General features: G+C 51.7%; 13 protein-coding genes. 11 read left to right on the top strand and 2 right to left on the bottom strand.

Annotated features, from left to right (window positions below):
* The first annotated feature begins 228 nt into the window (after nt 1-228).
* The 4 genes from malT to pdeR all read left to right on the top strand — a co-directional run bounded on the left by malT (nt 229) and on the right by pdeR (nt 8,471).
* Nucleotides 229-2,955, top strand: coding sequence for an HTH-type transcriptional regulator MalT (gene malT, locus ETV65_RS18080; protein ID WP_129954431.1), 2,727 nt, complete (start codon nt 229-231; stop codon nt 2,953-2,955).
* A gap of 252 nt (nt 2,956-3,207) precedes the next feature.
* A complete protein-coding gene (locus ETV65_RS18075) occupies nt 3,208-3,492 on the top strand; it encodes a YjcB family protein (protein WP_129954429.1) in 285 nt (94 codons plus the stop codon).
* Between the two features lie 380 nt (nt 3,493-3,872).
* Nucleotides 3,873-6,170: a beta-glucosidase BglX gene (gene bglX, locus ETV65_RS18070; RefSeq protein WP_129954427.1), complete on the top strand. Its 2,298-nt coding sequence runs from the start codon at nt 3,873-3,875 to the stop codon at nt 6,168-6,170.
* A 282-nt stretch (nt 6,171-6,452) separates the two neighbouring features.
* Entirely contained in the window at nt 6,453-8,471 is a 2,019-nt protein-coding gene (pdeR, locus tag ETV65_RS18065; RefSeq protein ID WP_129954425.1) for a cyclic di-GMP phosphodiesterase, read from the top strand.
* Nucleotides 8,472-8,496: 25 nt separating this feature from the next.
* Here pdeR and ETV65_RS18060 read toward each other — a convergent pair whose 3' ends face one another.
* Complete coding sequence (locus ETV65_RS18060; protein WP_129954423.1) at nt 8,497-9,363, bottom strand: crotonase/enoyl-CoA hydratase family protein; 867 nt, start codon at nt 9,361-9,363, stop codon at nt 8,497-8,499.
* A 396-nt stretch (nt 9,364-9,759) separates the two neighbouring features.
* Here ETV65_RS18060 and ETV65_RS18055 point away from each other — a divergent pair, with 396 nt between their 5' ends.
* From ETV65_RS18055 to ETV65_RS18045, 3 genes are all read left to right on the top strand, one after another.
* A complete protein-coding gene (locus tag ETV65_RS18055; protein ID WP_129954421.1) occupies nt 9,760-11,796 on the top strand; it encodes an NADPH-dependent 2,4-dienoyl-CoA reductase in 2,037 nt (678 codons plus the stop codon).
* A gap of 268 nt (nt 11,797-12,064) precedes the next feature.
* Nucleotides 12,065-12,694 carry a hypothetical protein gene (locus tag ETV65_RS18050; RefSeq protein WP_129954419.1) on the top strand — a complete coding sequence of 210 codons (630 nt, stop codon included), beginning with the start codon at nt 12,065-12,067 and terminating at the stop codon, nt 12,692-12,694.
* On the top strand, nt 12,691-12,984 hold the full coding sequence (locus ETV65_RS18045) for a hypothetical protein (protein WP_129954417.1): 294 nt from the start codon (nt 12,691-12,693) through the stop codon (nt 12,982-12,984). The genes ETV65_RS18050 and ETV65_RS18045 overlap by 4 nt, the downstream gene beginning before the upstream one ends.
* A gap of 65 nt (nt 12,985-13,049) precedes the next feature.
* On the opposite strand, the gene rlmG is transcribed toward ETV65_RS18045, so the two are convergent.
* Nucleotides 13,050-14,201 carry a 23S rRNA (guanine(1835)-N(2))-methyltransferase RlmG gene (gene rlmG / locus ETV65_RS18040; RefSeq protein WP_129954415.1) on the bottom strand — a complete coding sequence of 384 codons (1,152 nt, stop codon included), beginning with the start codon at nt 14,199-14,201 and terminating at the stop codon, nt 13,050-13,052.
* A gap of 171 nt (nt 14,202-14,372) precedes the next feature.
* Here rlmG and ETV65_RS18035 point away from each other — a divergent pair, with 171 nt between their 5' ends.
* The 4 genes from ETV65_RS18035 to ETV65_RS18020 all read left to right on the top strand — a co-directional run bounded on the left by ETV65_RS18035 (nt 14,373) and on the right by ETV65_RS18020 (nt 17,940).
* Nucleotides 14,373-14,879 (top strand): M48 family metallopeptidase, encoded by a 507-nt coding sequence (locus tag ETV65_RS18035; protein ID WP_129954413.1) that lies wholly within the window; start codon nt 14,373-14,375, stop codon nt 14,877-14,879.
* 32 nt (nt 14,880-14,911) lie between these two features.
* The gene (locus tag ETV65_RS18030) at nt 14,912-15,898 is read left to right on the top strand and encodes a Gfo/Idh/MocA family oxidoreductase (RefSeq protein WP_129954411.1); all 987 of its coding nucleotides are present in this window, start codon (nt 14,912-14,914) and stop codon (nt 15,896-15,898) included.
* 26 nt (nt 15,899-15,924) lie between these two features.
* Nucleotides 15,925-16,671: a glutamine amidotransferase gene (locus tag ETV65_RS18025; RefSeq protein ID WP_129954409.1), complete on the top strand. Its 747-nt coding sequence runs from the start codon at nt 15,925-15,927 to the stop codon at nt 16,669-16,671.
* A 294-nt stretch (nt 16,672-16,965) separates the two neighbouring features.
* The gene (locus tag ETV65_RS18020) at nt 16,966-17,940 is read left to right on the top strand and encodes a TerC family protein (protein WP_276320340.1); all 975 of its coding nucleotides are present in this window, start codon (nt 16,966-16,968) and stop codon (nt 17,938-17,940) included.
* The last annotated feature ends 4 nt before the right edge of the window (nt 17,941-17,944 follow it).

Below are 17,944 nucleotides of genomic sequence, written 5' to 3'. Positions count from 1 at the left end.
GATTAGGCAGGGAGGAGAAACGGGGCGTAGCCGGAGGAGACGGAGGTTCAGGGCAAACGCCTGAAAATTTGTATTAAGAAGTGTGATGCAGAGCAACTTAACGGCATGTAAAAACGTAACATTCTTGCAATCAATGTTTCAAAGGAGGACTTTAGAAAAAGTGATTAATTACACGCTGTGAAATAAATAACACCCCTCTGTCCCTTTCTGTCAAAAGAATCGAAAAAAATGCTGATCCCTTCAAAATTAAGCCGCCCGGTGCGGCAGCAAAATACAGTAGTTCGGGAACGTCTGCTGACGAAGCTCTCGACTGCGCCGAATTATCGTCTGACCCTGGTCGCCAGTCCGGCGGGCTATGGGAAAACGACGCTGGTGGCGCACTGGGCAGCAGGCAAAAGCGATCTGGGCTGGTATTCTCTTGATGAAAGCGACAATCAGCCGGAGCGCTTTGCCTGCTATCTGATTGCTGCTGTGCAGCAGGCCTGCGGCGGACATTGCGTCAAAAGCGAAGCGCTGAGTCTGAAGCATCAGTACGCCAGTCTGCCGGCGCTGTTTGCCCAGCTTTTTGTGGAACTTTCCGACTGGCACAGCCCGTTGCTGCTGGTCATCGATGATTATCATCTGATTTCCAATGATGCCATTCATGAAGGGATGCGTTTTTTCCTGCGCCATCAGCCGGAAAATCTTTCACTGGTGGTGCTTTCACGCACCCTGCCGCCGCTGGGCATCGCCAATATGCGTGTACGCGAGCAACTGCTGGAGCTCAACGCTTCGCATCTGGCCTTTACGCATCCGGAAACACAGCAATTTTTCGATAACCGGCTGAAAGACCCGATTGAGCAGGCGGACAGTAGCCGGTTATGTGACGAAGTCGCAGGATGGGCCACCGCGTTGCAACTGATTGCCCTATCGGCACGGCAGTCTTCGCACTCTTCCCAGCATTCGACCCAGCAGTCCGCACGTAAGCTGGCCGGGTTGAATGCCAGCCATCTTTCTGAATATCTGGTGGATGAAGTTCTGAATCGCGTTGATGCACCGACGCGTGATTTTCTCCTGCGCTGCTCGCTGTTGCGCTCGATGAACGATGCGCTGATTGTGCGCCTGACCGGCAGTGAAAATGGTCAGCAACGTCTGGAGGAGCTGGAGCGCCAGGGGTTATTCATTAACCGCATGGATGACAGCGGCGAATGGTTTAACTTCCACCCGCTGTTTGCCACCTTCCTGCGGCAGCGCTGTCAGTGGGAACTGGCGTCTGAGCTGCCCGCTATTCATCGCGCTGCCGCCGAAGGCTGGCTGGCACAAGGTTTCCCTGCCGAAGCGATTCATCATGCGCTGGGTGCCGAAGACACTCATCTGCTGCGCGATATTCTGCTGCAACACGCCTGGGCGCTGTTTAATCAAAGCGAACTGGCGTTGCTGGAAGAATGTCTGGCCGCCCTGCCTTACGACCGGCTGATTCAGAATCCTAAGCTGGTGCTGTTACAGGCATGGCTGGCACAAAGCCAGCACCGTTATGCTGAAGTCGACGTGCTGCTGGCCCGCGCTGAAAACGAAATGAAACAGCGTAATATTGTGATGGAACAGGCGCAGGCAGCCGAGTTTGATGCGCTGCGTGCACAGGTGGCCATCAACGACGGACGACAGGATGAAGCGGAAAAACTGGCCGCTGAGGCCCTGCGTTATCTGCCTTATGAAAGCTATTACAGCCGCATTGTGGCGACATCCGTCACCGGTGAAATCCAGCACTGCAAAGGGGATCTCACCCGCGCACTGCCGCTGATGCAACAGACCGAACAAATCGCACGCCGTTACGAAGCTTATCACTACGCTTTATGGGCGCTGCTGCAACAGAGTGAGATCCTGATTGCTCAGGGTTTTTTGCAGGCCGCGTTTGAGATGCAGGATCGCGCTTTTGAACTGGTACGCGAACAGCATCTGGAACAATTGCCGATGCACGAATTTTTACTGCGTTTACGTTCACAACTTTTGTGGTCGTGGTCGCGGCTCGATGATGCGGAAGAAGCCGCGCGTGAAGGGCTTAATGTGCTGACCAACTTCCAGCCACAGCAGCAGTTGCAATGTCTGGCGATGCTGGCGAAATGTTCGCTGGCACGCGGCCAGCTCGACAATGCCCATCACCATTTGCAGCGCTGTGAAGCGTTGCTGAAAACGGGTCAGTATCACATCGACTGGCTGACCAATACCGATAAGCCACGTGTGATTTACTGGCAGATGATTGGCGATAAAAACGCGGCACGTCAGTGGCTGCAACAGGCGCGTAAACCGGATATGGCGGATAACCATTTTCAGCAAGGTCAGTGGCGCAATATCGCCCGTGTACAAATTTTGCTGGAAAAGTTTGATGAAGCAGAAGTGGTGCTGGATGAACTGAATCTGAATGCCCGGCAGCTGCGCCTGACCAGCGATCTCAACCGCAATTTACTGCTGAGTAACTTACTTTACTGGCAAACCGGGCGCAGAAGTGACGCCCAAAAGGTATTGATCGAAGCGCTGTCCCTGGCGAACCGCACCGGTTTTATCAGCCATTTCGTCATTGAAGGGGAAATGATGGCGCAACAACTGCGTCAGCTGATCCAGCTTAATCTGTTGCCGGAGCTGGAACAGCGTCGCGCCCAACAGATTTTGCGCGAAATTAACCAGCATCACCGCCATAAGTTTGCCCATTTCGACGAAGGCTTTGTGAACAAACTACTGACCCATCCGCAGGTGCCGGAACTTATCCGCACCAGCCCGCTGACTCAGCGCGAATGGCAGGTTCTGGGGCTGATTTACTCCGGCTACAGTAATGACCAGATTGCCGGTGAGCTGGATGTAGCCTCGACGACGATCAAAACGCATATCCGTAATCTCTACCAGAAACTGGGCGTCGCACACCGGCAGGAAGCGGTACAGCAGGCTCAGCATCTGTTACAAGTCATGGGCTACGGCGCATAATTATCCCGTCGGCAGACATCGCGATTTAGCCGCCTTCATAACACATCATCAAAATAAGTTGATGTGTTATGCCTATTTTTCATTAGCGCACATTTTTTACTCAAAAATAAAATCCGGTGATATAATGTGACCGTCGTCACATAATTGTAATTCACCATTTCTTCAGTAAAGCCCATTGCCCGCCTGTTGTAGCAGTCCTCCGGCTGTTTTTTGGCTTCGTGCAAGCGGCTGTAGTGAGTAAGGATTTTATCGATGGGTACATTAACTGCCGGGATTTTAATGATGCGCTGGGAATTGCTGAGCGCCTTTTTGATGTTCTGCACCAGCCAGCTTAATATTGTTTGTCGCCAGTCCAGCCGCAATACCATGGCATTCGTTTGCAGCGGTATCGGTCTGACCGTGACCTGTTTTTTTGTCATGAGCCTGATGGGCATGAGCTACAACGCCGTTGCCATCGCGCAGTTCTGGGCAAACACCAAAGACGTTTTCTTTGATGTCATGAGTAAAACCCCGACCGATATGTCTTACTACTATTAGTCTGATGTCCTTAGCGGATATTCCTGAATATTAAAGGGCAGAGCCGTATGTGCTGCCCTTTTGTATTATCCACGCGCCTCCCCCGCCAGACTTTTGGTGCTTATTTGTTCAGCCAGATGTCATGTAATCCTAAATATAAAAATTTGCGTGATGCATCGAAGGTCTTTTTGTATCTATCATTCTGATTACCTGTAAATTGCGGGATGTCCCGAAAGGTAAAAAGATATTGTGTTGGCGTCTAAACTATTCATTGCTAATAGTTGAACGGACGTATTAGATTCTCACTCTATACTTTTCTTAGAATGATCATTGCTTTGTTTGCTTCAGGCTGCTGAATTTTCTCTGATTTAGCTCCCCTGTTTATGGCTGAAGGAATTCCGATGAATACGCATCACATGCTTGGCGCGTTAGTGTTACTGGTAAGTTCTGCTTCTTCTCTCGCCGTTGAAACAACGGGCATACCTCAGGATCAGGTGAAAGAACGCAACGCGTTCATTGCTGACCTGATGAAAAAAATGACCCTTGATGAAAAAATCGGTCAGCTGAATCTGGTCACTGTGGGGCCTGAGTACCAAAAAGAAGCGATTATGGCTGACATCCGCGCCGGTAAAGTCGGTGGCGTGTTTAATACTGTAACGAAACCTGATATTCGCCGTATGCAGGATCAGGTGCAGTACAGCCGCCTGAAAATCCCACCGTTTTATGCCTATGACGTGGTGCATGGTCAGCGCACCATTTTCCCTATCAGCCTCGGTCTGGCGGCGAGTTGGGACATGCAGGCGGTTGCCACCAGCGCACGCATTTCGGCACTGGAAACGGCAGCCGATGGCCTGAACATGACGTTCTCACCGATGGTCGATATTACCCGTGATCCGCGCTGGGGGCGTGTCTCAGAAGGTTTCGGCGAAGATACCTATCTGACCTCGCGCCTCGCGCATGAAATGGTTACCGGTTATCAGGGCAAAGATCCGTCTGCCCCTGATGCCGTCATGGCAAACGTCAAGCACTATGCGTTGTACGGTGCTGTCGAAGGTGGTCGTGAATACAACACCGTCGATATGAGCCTGACCCGCATGTTCAATGATTACATGCCGCCGTATAAAGCGGCAGTGGATGCCGGTGCCGGCGGTGTAATGGTGGCGCTCAACAGCGTTAACGGCATTCCCGCCACCTCGAATACCTGGTTACTGAAAGATATTCTGCGCGACGACTGGCAGTTCAGGGGCCTGACCGTCAGTGATCACGGGGCTATTGGCGGGCTGGTCAAACACGGCGTGGCCGAAGATGATCGTCAGGCTGCCGCGATGGCGCTGAAAGCCGGTGTCGATATGGACATGGCCGACAATATGTACGGTAAATACCTGAAAGGCTTACTCGCCGACGGTCTGGTCAGCCAGAAAGATATTGATCGCGCCGTTCGCGATGTTCTGGCCGCAAAATGGGATATGGGGCTGTTTGTCGATGAATATCGTCATTTAGGCCCGCAGTCGAGCGACCCGGCGGACACCAATGCCGAGAGCCGTCTGCATCGCCAGGAGGCACGCGAAGTGGCGCGAACGTCGCTGGTACTGCTGAAAAATAACAATCAAACGTTGCCGTTACAGAAAAAAGGCACGATTGCCGTCGTTGGCGCCCTGGCTGACAGCAAACGTGACGTAATGGGCAGCTGGTCTGCAGCCGGTAAAGCGGCGCAGGCTGTGACGGTATTGCAAGGCATGAAAGATGTACTCGGCGATAAAGGCACCATCCTGTATGCCCGGGGAGCCAACGTCACTAACGATCAGGCTATGGTCGATTTTCTGAACTCTTACGAGAAACAGGTAATCAACGATCCGCGCAAACCGCAGGATATGATTGACGAAGCGGTGAAAACGGCCGAAAAAGCTGACGTTGTGGTCGCCGTCGTCGGTGAAGCACAAGGCATGGCACACGAAGCGTCCAGTCGTTCAGATATCAACATTCCTCAAAGCCAGCGGGACCTGCTCAAGGCATTGAAAGCCACCGGTAAGCCGCTGGTTATCGTGTTAATGAATGGCCGCCCTCTGACCCTGACGTGGGAAAACGAAATTTCTGACGCTATGCTGGAAACCTGGTTCAGCGGCACCGAAGGGGGACATGCGATTGCCGACGTTCTGTTTGGTGATTACAATCCGTCAGGCAAACTGCCGATGACCTTCCCGCGCTCTGTCGGGCAAATTCCTTTGTATAACAGCGTGCTCAATACCGGCCGTCCGTTTAATCCGCAACATCCGGATAAATACACCACCCGTTATTTTGATATCACCAACGGCCCGCTGTTCCCGTTCGGTTATGGTCTGAGCTACACCCGTTTCAGTGTGTCTGACGTGAGTTTGTCGTCCACGACGATGGATGCCAGCCACCCGCTGACGGCCAGCGTGACGGTGAAAAACACCGGTAAAGTCAGTGGTGCCACTATCGTTCAGATGTACCTGCAGGATGTGACGGCGTCGATCAGCCGTCCGGTTAAGGAGTTGAAAAACTTTGAGAAAATCAACCTGCAGCCGGGTGAAGAAAAAACCGTTACATTTGCGATCAACGAAAAAGATTTACGTTTCTACAACGACAAGTTGAAATGGGCTTCAGAGCCAGGAAAATTCAATGTATTTGTGGGGTTAGATTCGCAGGATGTGAAAAAAACCAGTTTCCTGCTGAAATAACTTTCCGGGCCTGTAACCGGGCCCGGAACACAATCGCAAAGCTTCCTCTTTCAGGCGGTAGTCCGGCAACGGAGGCCGCCTGTTCTGAGCAGTAATATCTGTCCGGTTACTGGATATATAACCGACAGTTGCTAACCTTTAATTCAATGTGTTACGCCATTCCGCGCCTATCCGTTTTTTATGGCGTGTTGCGGGTGAGCTGAACAGAGTAAGCTCCGTCTGTGCTGACTGTCGCCTGTCGCCACACTGGCGGCGTATAGCGTTCTTTGCGGAGAAACATTCATGGCCGACTCTCAAGATGCTTCCCTTCTGTACCTGCATTTTGGTACACCACGCCCTTATTGGCGACTGGGTTCAGACAGCAATGCCCTTGAGTTATCTGCAGAGAAAGGCGTCGTCAATATTACTATCCCCCTGACACAATGGCAGGCCGGGAAAATAAGGCAACTGACCGGAATCACCTCAAGTTTTACGCTGGATATCACCCTGTTCGGATCACCTGTATGTCTGTATCTTGTCGGGCGCAAAACCGACAGCAAAGCCTGGGCCGGTACGGCCTCCGCCTATCAGGACACCGCGTCTGTCGCCCATGATCTTGAAGTCGGTCTGACCTTTGCTGAACAGGTGGTTTCCGAAGCCAATTCCGTGATTGTCATTATCGATCAGGAAGGCAAAGTCCACCGTTTTAACCGTCTGAGTGAGGAATATACCGGCCTGCGCGAAGAAGATGTTATCGGGCGAAGCGCCTATGACTTATTCATGACCATGGAAGAAGGTCTGGCTTCACGCCAGAACATCACGGGTTTTTTCCAGCATCAGCAGTCTTACGAAGTGGAACGCTGGATCAACACCGTCAAGGGCCAGCGCCTGTTCCTGTTTCGTAATAAATTCGTCCACAGCGGCAGCGGTAAACAACAAAAATATTTGATTTGCTCCGGCTCTGACATCACAGACGAACGTAAGGCGCAGGAGCGTTTACGCGTGCTGGCAAACACCGATCTGGTCACCGGTTTCGCTAACCGTAATGCCTTGCAGGAATCCCTTGCCAGAGCACTTCTCGATCGTGGTGAAAACAAAGTCGGGTTGATTTATCTGGATCTGGATAACTTCAAAAAAGTTAACGATGCCTACGGACATATGTTTGGTGATCATCTGCTGCGGGCTGTCTCTGACGCCATTCAGGATTGCCTGTCGCCCAACGATAAACTGGCGCGACTCGGTGGCGATGAATTTATTATTCTCAGCACCCATGCTGAGATAAAAATGCTGGAAGCACTGAGTCAGCGGGTGCTGCGCAGGCTCAGTTTGCCGTTCCGTATTGGACTGATTGAAGTGTACACCGCCTGTTCAGCCGGTATTGCGATTTGCCCGGAACACGGTACTGACGGCGACACACTGTTACAAAACGCCGATACCGCCATGTACGCGGCCAAGGAAAAAGGCAAAAATGTACACTGTGTATTCTCATCAGGCATGAATGAAAAAGCCTCTGAATACATGTGGTTAGATACACACTTACGCAAAGCCCTGTCTGAGAAAGACCAGCTGGTTTTATACTATCAGCCAAAAGTGTCGCTTTACGGCAACGTGCAAAGCGTGGAAGCGCTGCTGCGCTGGAATTCTCCGGAACGCGGCCTGATCCAGCCTCAGAGCTTTATTTCCTATGCCGAAGAATCGGGGCTCATCACGCCAATCGGTAAATGGGTGATTGAAACGGCAACCCGTCAGGCCACTGAATGGCAGAAAAAAGGGCTAAATTTGCGTGTGGCGGTAAACCTTTCCGGACGCCAGCTCAACAACGGCTCATTCATCACCACATTGTCGGATGCCATGAAAAATGCAGGTATGAAAGGCTGTCTGCTGGATTTCGAACTGACAGAAAGCTGCCTGGTAGAAGACGAAAGTGCAGCAGTCGCCATGATTAACCAGTTGCATAAACTGGGCGCGCAGGTGCATCTGGATGATTTCGGCACCGGCTATTCTTCACTGTCACAACTGGCGAGGATCCCCCTTGACTGCATCAAACTGGATCAAAGCTTTATCCGTGGCATCAATGACAATACGGTGTCTCAGGCACTGGTGCGGGCGATTGTGGCGGTGGCAAAAACGCTGCAACTGACGGTGGTCGCGGAGGGGGTGGAAACGGCGGAAGAAGAAAAGTTGATTGACGAAATCGGTGTGGACAGCAAACAGGGCTTTTTGTACGCCAAGCCAATGCCCGCGAATGAGCTGGAGCACTGGCTTGAGGAAAAAACAGGTGCTTCACCCCATATTTTTAAACATAAAGCAAAACAGAAATAGCGCCAGTGACGGGCTGTCTCTGTTGCTAGCCGGTTTTACGCAATGATGCCGTATGCCGGTTTTGCAGCATGACCAGACGCTCCATATAACTCAGATCTTTCTCCTCCAGAGTAAATGCGGCATCCACCCAATCCTCTGTAATATCCATCAGTTCTGAACGTGATAATTGCAATACACGCTGGCGTGCGCGGATCATCGCCCGGATACCGTTGAGCTTTGGCCGCAAAACATCCATAAATGTACGCGTGGCGTTGAAGGCTTCCCCCGGCTGGAATAACACATCCACCAGTCCGCGGCTTTCAAACCATTCGGCAGTATGCGACTCGCCGGTGGAAATCAGTTCCTCCGCCAGCTTCATCCCCGCCTTACGTGACACCAGTGAGTAACCGCCCATTCCCGGGAAAAGGTTAAACGCGATCTCGGGGAACCCCATCCGGGCCGTATTCTGCGCCAGCACATAATGGTGCGCCAGCGCGGCTTCAAAGCCACCGCCAAGGGCTGTACCTTCGATCATCGACAAACTGATCGCTCCCACGTCAAATCCGCGCGCAGCAGCATGTACGCAGTCCACACAGGATCTGGCGTAAGCACGTAACGTCTCGCGTTTGTTATTGACGATGGATTCCACAAAGAAACTCAGATCACCTCCCACATTGTACATATTGGGCACCAAAGAGCCGGTAACCCAAAAATCAAAACGCAGCCCCGACGCTTTTGCGGCATAAGTCAGCGTCATGATGTCTTCAATGAGTTCATGATTAAAACAGGGGCGTGGATAAGACCTGAGCATCATCCACATGACATTACGACCTTCTTCATAATAGGCTGCAATCTGGGACAAATGCCCGGCTTCGGTGAACGGGCGGCAGGCTGTATGGTCAATAAGATTCATAATATATATCCAGGTTAGAAATGAATTTTAGGGTGAAGCAGCTCCAGCCTAGTCCAGCTCTAACCCGAACTGAATCGATTCGATATCGTTTTATAAAAATAATCCTAACACGCACAAATCCCTAAAAAAATGTTAAAAATAAATGACCTGCAATAAGACGCATACTGTGTAAAAACAAAGAAATAACTATTTCACCTGTCATGTTTTGCTGTTTTCCGCCCTCAAAAATTATCGCTGCTCATGAATAAACGGCGATAAATAATAGGCATCATCGTTAATTCATTCCCAGCAGATTGCGCACAGTGATACATATCACAGTCATTACACACTGACTTTCCAATTACTCTGCCAGCAGCTAAATTGAATTCATCTCATCCGACCACTTAAGAGAATTCCATGACTGAACGCGCTTCGCTGTTTTATCCGCACCTGCTGGCGCCGCTGGATTTAGGTTTTACCCGACTTAAAAACCGTGTGCTGATGGGTTCAATGCATACCGGGCTGGAAGAACGGGAAGACGGGCCTCAGCGTCTGGCGGCCTTTTATGCCGAACGCGCCGCCGCTGGTGTCGGGCTGATTGTCACCGGCGGCATTTCCCCCAACGCGCAGGGCGTGGTGTATCAGGGCGGCTCCGTTCTCGCCGAACAGGAACACATCACGCATCACCGTATAGTGACTGACGCGGTTCATGCTGCTGGCGGTAAAATCGCGCTACAGATCCTTCACGCGGGCCGCTACAGCTATCAGCCACACCCCGTTGCCCCCTCAGCCCTTCAGGCACCGATCAACCGTTTTACGCCGCATGCGCTGAGTGAAGAGGAAATCGAATCCACGCTGGCGGATTTCGCCCGCTGCGCACGGCTGGCGAAAGAATCGGGTTATGACGGTGTGGAAATCATGGGGTCAGAAGGCTATCTGATTAATCAGTTTCTCGCCGCGCGCACCAACCAGCGCACAGACCGCTGGGGCGGTTCTGCTGATAACCGGATGCGGTTTGCCACCGAAGCCGTGCGCCGCGTACGTGAAACCTGCGGCCGGGAATTCATCATTATTTATCGCTTATCCATGCTGGACCTGGTCGAAGAAGGCTCGGACTGGCAGGAAGTCGAAATACTGGCTCAGCGTATCGAACAGGCGGGCGCAAGCATCATCAATACCGGCATCGGCTGGCATGAAGCGCGTATTCCGACCATTGCCACCCTGGTGCCACGCGCGGCGTTCAGCTGGGTGACGCAAAAACTGATGGGCAAAGTCGGGATCCCGCTGATCACCACCAACCGCATTAATGACCCGGAAGTGGCGGAGAAAATCCTCGCCGAAGGCTGTGCGGATATGGTCTCGATGGCGCGTCCGTTCCTCGCCGATCCGGCGTTTGTCGAAAAAGCTGCGCAGGGACGGGCTGATGAAATCAATACCTGCATCGGCTGCAATCAGGCCTGTCTGGATCAGATCTTCGCCGGGGAAGTCACCTCGTGTCTGGTGAACCCGCGCGCCTGTCGGGAAACGCTGTTACCGGTCAGCCGTGCCACAGTCCTCAGACGTCTGGCCGTGGTAGGCTCCGGACCCGCCGGCCTGGCCTTTGCCACCACCGCCGCCAGCCGCGGGCATCACGTCACATTATTTGAGGCACACAATGAAATCGGCGGGCAGTTTAATATCGCCAAACAGATCCCCGGTAAAGAAGAGTTTTATCAGACGCTGCGTTATTACTCGCGCCAGCTGACATTACTGGGCGTTACGCTGCGTCTGGGTGAAACCGTCACCGCCAGCCAGCTAACAGACTATGACGACGTGATCCTCGCTTGTGGTATTTCGCCGCGCCTGCCGGATATTGCGGGCATCGATCACCCGAGCGTACTGACTTATCTCGACGTCTTGCGGGATAAAAAACCGGTCGGGCAGCGTGTCGCGATTATTGGTGCCGGTGGCATTGGTTTTGATACCGCCGCATATCTGATCCACCACGGCTCGTCGTCGAGTCTCAGCACCCAGGCTTTCAGCCAGGAATGGGGAATCGACCAGAGCCTGACGCATCGCGGCGGCCTGGCACCGCAGGGGCCACAGCCGGAACCCGCCGCGCGGGATATCGTTTTGCTGCAACGCAAAACCACTAAGGTCGGTGCGGGCCTGGGGAAAACCACCGGCTGGATCCATCGCGCCAGTCTGTTGCAACGCGGCGTGAAAATGCAAAGTGGGGTCAGTTATGAACGCATTGACGATGCGGGTTTGCATCTGATGATGAACGGTGAACCGGTGTGTCTGGAAGTGGATAACATTATTATCTGCGCCGGGCAGGAACCCCAGCGCGCGTTGTATCAGCCATTGCAGGAGGCCGGTCAAACTGTACATCTGATTGGTGGCGCAGACGTGGCCGTCGAACTCGATGCCCGCCGTGCTATCGATCAGGGTACCCGGCTGGCACTGAAAATTTAGTAGTAAAATTTATGTTTTGTTATATATTTTTCATTACCCCCAATAATTGGGGGTTAATTGGGGGGATATAGTTTTGGGCTAATCACTTAATTACTGTTTCCCATTTCATGGATGACACATATAAACAATCTGCGCTGAACAGCATAACCGCTGGTAATACCTATATTCATGGCAAATCGTCACCCTCTATATTTCATCCGGGGAAAACAAGGATGCCATCAATTTTATTCACCAGTTGAATGATTGTATTTATCAAAGGATATAGAACATGCCTTCCGACCTCACTCTACATACGCAACAACACTTATGCTCTACTGATACACCCATTTCGGTTGAAAATATTAATCTTCAGGGAAATATTTTAGAGGTCCCTCGTGATATAACACTCATCCAGAATATATGTTTTGGTTCTTCACCTCATGTCAATATGTCCTCTCTTTCTCGTCATGGTACAGGCAGAACGCTTGAAAGGATACAGAGTTCATTTTCCAGTCAGTATCATCTGAGGCAATTTGATATCAGTATTGACACCCCAAATTATTCACATCATGGAAGTTCAAACAAGACAATCAGACAAAATGCGTTACAATCAGGTTTCATTTCCCAGGAACATGAGAAAAATAACACCGTAATTAAATTTCACCTCCCGGCCCAGACAGGTAATTTCCGCACGGAACTTGCCCATCATAATAAATTAGGCATGCATGTAGATTCATCTTATAGCTTTAAAATGAAAGTGGGACAGGCCGCCAACGATGTGATTTTCTTTCAGGTCCGCGAACCTGGCGGCCTCATGAAGACCATGGGGAAAGATCGCCCTCCCATATCCCTTCATTTGATCGAGGGTAAAAAGATAAAGATCGTCGTAAATTCTATCTATGGACAACAAACAAGATGATCGCTACTCTGGCCTGTCCTGATGCCTGGAACCAATTTCAAATAAAAATAACGTGGGATAAAAGAAAGCCTTTTATTGAACTATTGATCAATGGGAAAAATATGTTTTCAACTTCCTGCGCATTTGGTTCCCCTACATCTGAAAAACATTATTCTAAGTTTGGAGTTTACATCCCTAATCAGAAAAAAGTCGAGGGCATAAAATCAACATCTATATATTTTGACAACGTCCGTGAGGTTCATCGTAAATATATTCCCAGCCAGACAGGAAAACACAGACATCATTATTAAGTTATTACGAACAGTGTAGTCTCTGAGCCGCCCGCCGGAACCATGTCGGAGCCGGCGGGCGCATGTCAGTGATGCGACGCCGTTTTCACAGAACGCAAAATCACGAATTTCTGATTGGTGGCGATCGTCGTGCAGTTACCGAACAGACGACGTAACTTCTGGTAGTAATCCAGATGGCGGTTGCCGACGATACGCAGTTCGCCGCCGGTTTGCAGGCAACGCTTGGCATCGCAGAACATGCGCCAGGCGGTGTCATCGCTGATGACCGTGCCCTGATGGAACGGCGGATTACACAGCACGGCGTGCAGCGTTTCACGTTCGACACCGGCCAGCATGTTATTTACTTCGAAATGGCAGCGGCTGACATCCTGCGGCAGGTTGTTTTCGACGTTAATACGGCTCGATTCCACCGCCATATAGGATTCATCGACGAACAGCATTTCCGCATCGGGATTCAGCGCCAGTGCGGTCATGCCGATCACGCCGTTACCACACCCTAGGTCCGCCATGCGCCCCTGGATGCCTTCCGGCAGATGCTGCATGAAGAAACGCGCGCCAATATCCAGACCGCCGCGTGAGAACACGTTGGCATGGTTGGAAATACGGAACTCGCTGTCATCCAGCGCCCATTCAGAAATCACCGGCTCAGCGGTTTGCGCAGGCAAAGTGGCTTCACAATGGATCAGACGGGCTTTTTTCCACGCCAGACTGGTTTTGGTAGGACCGAGAATTTTCTCGAACAACTGCAACGTTGACGTATGAATGTCGCGGGCTTTCGCGCCGGCGATAATCTGCGTGCCCGGCGTCACGACTTCACGCAGCGCCAGCAATTGTTGTTCCAGCAGTGCCAGGGTTTTTGGCACTTTGATGACGACCAGACCCGGGTTGATCGGCAACGGCACCAGACTACTTTGCGTTGCCACACTGTCTTCGTCAAAACCGTTAATGCGCAGATTATGGCGCATCGCCAGCTGGCTCATAAAGGAATCGTTGATACTGGTCGGATTGTGCGGCTGCAATGCGCAGGCCAGAGTGCCAAAAGCATCGTTGAAAATTAGCAGCGGACGGCCGTTGAGCGCATCAGTATTCAGGTTTTGCAGCAAATATTCATCGGCCGCTTCCCATGCCTGTAACTGCGTTGCCGCTTCTTCCAGCGGATAACGTTCCAGACGCAGTTGCAGTAACTGACCACCGGTTTCGGTTTCAAATTGGCTCATTGGCCCTCCTCATATTCAATTTGCGCTGTTTATCCCTTAATTTGGTCTATCAGTAAAACGTTTTTTCAGTTAAAAAGGGGTTTAATGGCCGGATGCGTGTGATCGTTGCAAAAACAACGCTGGCCGGTACGGCAACTTTTCCCCCGGTAATAAGAGATAAAGCAAACAGTTATGCCTGAATTGACCTATCTTCAAGGCTATCCGGAGTCGCTTCAGGCTCAGGTGCGTCAGTTAATCGACCAGGAACGTTTAGGTAAAGTCTTGCTGACGCGATATCCGGAACCGCACGAGCTGACCACCGACAAATCGCTCTATCAGTATACGCTGGACCTGAAAAACCAGTTTTTGCGCAGTTCATCGCCGTTAAGCAAAGTGGCTTACGACAATAAAATTCATGTGATGAAGCACGCACTGGGGCTGCATACCGCGATATCCCGTATTCAGGGCGGCAAGCTGAAAGCCAAAGCGGAAATCCGTGTAGCGACAGTGTTTAAAAGCGCGCCGGAAGCATTTCTGAAAATGATCGTGGTGCATGAACTCGCGCACCTGAAAGAAAAAGAACACAACAAAGCGTTCTACAGCCTGTGCTGTCATATGACGCCTGACTATCATCAGTTAGAGTTCGACACGCGCATGTACCTGACGCATCTGGAAGTTTTCGGTAAGTTATACACCTAAATGAGATCTCAACTTATCTATACGGAATATATATGATTCGTTTTGCGGTTGTTGGTACCAACTGGATCACCCAGCGTTTTATTGATGCCGCACACGAGAGCGGTAAGATGAAGTTAACCGCGATTTATTCCCGCACGCTGGAAGGCGCTAAAAAGCTTGGCGAGGATTATCCGGTTGAGCATTATTTTGATTCCCTTGAAGAAATGGCAGCATCCGATCTGATTGATGCGGTGTATATCGCCAGTCCGAATTCCCTGCACTACCCGCAGTCTCTGTTGTTCCTCAGCCACAAAAAGCATGTGATTTGCGAAAAGCCGCTGGCGTCCAATCTGCGCGAAGCCGAAAGCCTGATCGCCTGTGCGAAAGAGAACAACGTGGTGCTGTTCGAAGCCTTTAAAACTGCCTATCTGCCCAACTTTCTGCATATGAAAGGTGCGCTGAACCGTATCGGTAAACTGCGTAAAGCCATTCTGAATTACTGCCAGTATTCCTCACGTTATCCGCGTTATCTGGCCGGTGAAAACCCGAATACCTTTAACCCGGCGTTTTCCAATGGCTCGATCATGGATATCGGTTATTACTGTCTGGCGAGTGCCATTTCATTGTTTGGCGAACCGGAATCGGTGAAAGCCACGGCGACCTTGCTGGAAAGCGGCGTTGATGGTCAGGGAACGGTCATCCTGTCATATGCTGATGATTTCGAAGTGGTGATCCACCATTCCAAAATCAGCGATTCCCATTTGCCGAGTGAGATCCAGGGCGAAGACGGTACGTTGCAGATGGAAAAACTGTCTGAATGCCAGACGCTCAGCCTGACGCCACGCGGCAGCCAGAAGCTGGATCTGACCCAACCGCAGCACATCAACACCATGTTGTATGAGGCAGAAACGTTTGCGATTCTGGTCGACAGCCAGTTTGTCGCGCATCCGGGGCTGGAAGTCTCGCGTATCACCGCCAAAGTGCTGACGGAAATCCGCCGTCAGACCGGCGTGGTGTTCCCGGCCGATAACCAGCCTTAATGTTCAGTCATAATCGGGAGTAACAGATGATTGCACCCAGCCAGAAACCGCTGTTAATTTTGCAGACCGGCCACGCGCCGGAACCTATCCGACGTGCGCACGATAACTTTCCGCAGATGTTTATCCGTCAGGGCGATATTGACGCACAGCAGGTTGTGATTGTGGACTTACAGGCAGGTGAACGTCCGCTGCCGCCGGAAAACTATTGCGGGGCGATCATTACCGGTTCACGCAGCATGGTGACCGAGCATCTGGCATGGAGCGAAGAAGCGGCGGATTGGGTACGGCTGGGGATGTTGCAGGAATTACCGATGTTCGGCGCCTGCTACGGCCATCAGCTGATGGCATATGCACTGGGCGGCGAAGTGGATTACCACCCGCAAGGCATCGAAGTTGGTACGCATGAGGTGTCGCTGACGCCGGACGGGCATCTTGATCCGCTGGTATCGCAGCTTCCGGCGCAGTTCGCCGCAAATCTTATCCACCTGCAAACCGTCATCACCCCGCCCGCGACGGCGAAGGTGCTGGCAAAAACGCAGCACGATCCGCATCAGATCCTGCGCTATGGCCCGAACGCCATCAGCACGCAGTTTCACCCTGAATTCAGTCTGGCGGTCATGAAGACATATTTGTCCTGGCTGGGTTCCATTGCCGAAGATGATCATGTCGATTTTGCGCATCAGGCTCAGCAACTTAGCGAAACACCTCTCAGCCGCAGCCTGCTGCTTTCCTTTGTCGGCGCACTCGGTAAACGTCAGGCACTGGCGGGTTAATAGTCTAAAATGTTTCTGAATATTTGACATCTGACACATTTTGCATTAATTTGCAAACTGCAAAGGGGAGTAACTTCTTCGCCGGATAATCGTCATTACGGTGCCTGGATCCGCGCTTAAGCGCCATCTCAGCCACCCGGTTACCGGGGCGAAGATAGACATTTACAAAGTGAATGCCTATTTTCGTAAGTGAGACCTTGCCGGAAGGCGAGGTTTGCTCACAACTCAAAAATGAGCGGCTAACGTCTTCTGACGCTGGCCGTTTTTTTTTGATGTTTTTTCGAGGATGACGCAATGATGAACTCCGTAGGCAACCCGATGTTGTGGGGCTCTTTTGCCGTGGTAGTGATAATTATGCTCGCTTTCGACCTGCTGTTACAGGGTCGCAAAGGCGCGCAAACCATGAGTATGAAAAGCGCCGCGCTGTGGTCGCTGGTGTGGATAGGCCTGTCGTTGCTGTTCAATTTCGGCTTCTGGTGGTACCTCAACGGCGAGTTTGGTCGCGAGGTGGCCGACGCCAAGGCCACGATGTTCCTGACCGGCTACCTGCTGGAAAAAGCGCTGGCGGTAGATAACGTCTTCGTCTGGCTGATCCTGTTCAGCTACTTCTCCATTCCGGCCAACCTGCAACGCCGCGTACTGGTGTACGGTGTGCTCGGCGCTATCGTCCTGCGTACCGGCATGATTTTCGCCGGAAGCTGGCTGGTGGGTCAGTTCAGCTGGATTTTGTACGTGTTTGGCGCGTTCCTGCTGTTCACCGGGATCAAGATGGCGCTGGCGAAAGAAGACGACGGTGAGGTTGGTGAGAAACCGATGATCCGCTGGCTGCGCAGCAAAATGCGCATGACCGACGAGTTGCAGGGTGAGAAATTCTTCGTGCGCCGTAACGGTATTCTGTTCGCCACCCCGCTGTTGCTGGTGCTGATCATGGTCGAACTGAGCGACGTCATTTTCGCGGTCGACAGCATCCCGGCGATTTTCGCGGTGACCACCGACCCGTTCATCGTGCTGACCTCTAACCTGTTCGCGATCCTCGGTCTGCGTGCGATGTACTTCCTGCTGGCAGGCGTGGCAGAACGTTTCTCGATGCTGAAATACGGTCTGGCGGTGATCCTGATTTTCATCGGTATCAAAATGCTGCTGCTCGACGTGTTCCACATTCCGGTGGGTATTTCACTGGGCGTGATCGCCTCGATTCTGATCATCACCCTGCTGATTAACACCTGGGTGAACCGTCGTAACGATCGCAAGAACAATGCACAGTCGTAAAATT

Source organism: Rahnella sp. RFA10(1/100), assembly GCF_004195115.1.
Classification (GTDB): domain Bacteria; phylum Pseudomonadota; class Gammaproteobacteria; order Enterobacterales; family Enterobacteriaceae; genus Rahnella; species Rahnella perminowiae.
Note: the sequence above shows the minus strand (reverse complement) of the source record. Positions and strands in the feature narration are given on the sequence as shown.

What these genes read in the sequence shown, in the direction of transcription:
- ETV65_RS18020 (WP_276320340.1), top strand. Translation starts at nt 16,966, where the DNA reads ATGATGAACTCCGTAGGCAACCCGATGTTGTGGGGCTCTTTTGCCGTG.
- ETV65_RS18025 (WP_129954409.1), top strand. Translation starts at nt 15,925, where the DNA reads ATGATTGCACCCAGCCAGAAACCGCTGTTAATTTTGCAGACCGGCCAC.
- ETV65_RS18075 (WP_129954429.1), top strand. Translation starts at nt 3,208, where the DNA reads ATGGGTACATTAACTGCCGGGATTTTAATGATGCGCTGGGAATTGCTG.
- ETV65_RS18045 (WP_129954417.1), top strand. Translation starts at nt 12,691, where the DNA reads ATGATCGCTACTCTGGCCTGTCCTGATGCCTGGAACCAATTTCAAATA.
- pdeR (WP_129954425.1), top strand. Translation starts at nt 6,453, where the DNA reads ATGGCCGACTCTCAAGATGCTTCCCTTCTGTACCTGCATTTTGGTACA.
- rlmG (WP_129954415.1), bottom strand. Translation starts at nt 14,201, where the DNA reads ATGAGCCAATTTGAAACCGAAACCGGTGGTCAGTTACTGCAACTGCGT.
- bglX (WP_129954427.1), top strand. Translation starts at nt 3,873, where the DNA reads ATGAATACGCATCACATGCTTGGCGCGTTAGTGTTACTGGTAAGTTCT.
- ETV65_RS18050 (WP_129954419.1), top strand. Translation starts at nt 12,065, where the DNA reads ATGCCTTCCGACCTCACTCTACATACGCAACAACACTTATGCTCTACT.
- ETV65_RS18055 (WP_129954421.1), top strand. Translation starts at nt 9,760, where the DNA reads ATGACTGAACGCGCTTCGCTGTTTTATCCGCACCTGCTGGCGCCGCTG.
- ETV65_RS18035 (WP_129954413.1), top strand. Translation starts at nt 14,373, where the DNA reads ATGCCTGAATTGACCTATCTTCAAGGCTATCCGGAGTCGCTTCAGGCT.
- ETV65_RS18060 (WP_129954423.1), bottom strand. Translation starts at nt 9,363, where the DNA reads ATGAATCTTATTGACCATACAGCCTGCCGCCCGTTCACCGAAGCCGGG.
- malT (WP_129954431.1), top strand. Translation starts at nt 229, where the DNA reads ATGCTGATCCCTTCAAAATTAAGCCGCCCGGTGCGGCAGCAAAATACA.
- ETV65_RS18030 (WP_129954411.1), top strand. Translation starts at nt 14,912, where the DNA reads ATGATTCGTTTTGCGGTTGTTGGTACCAACTGGATCACCCAGCGTTTT.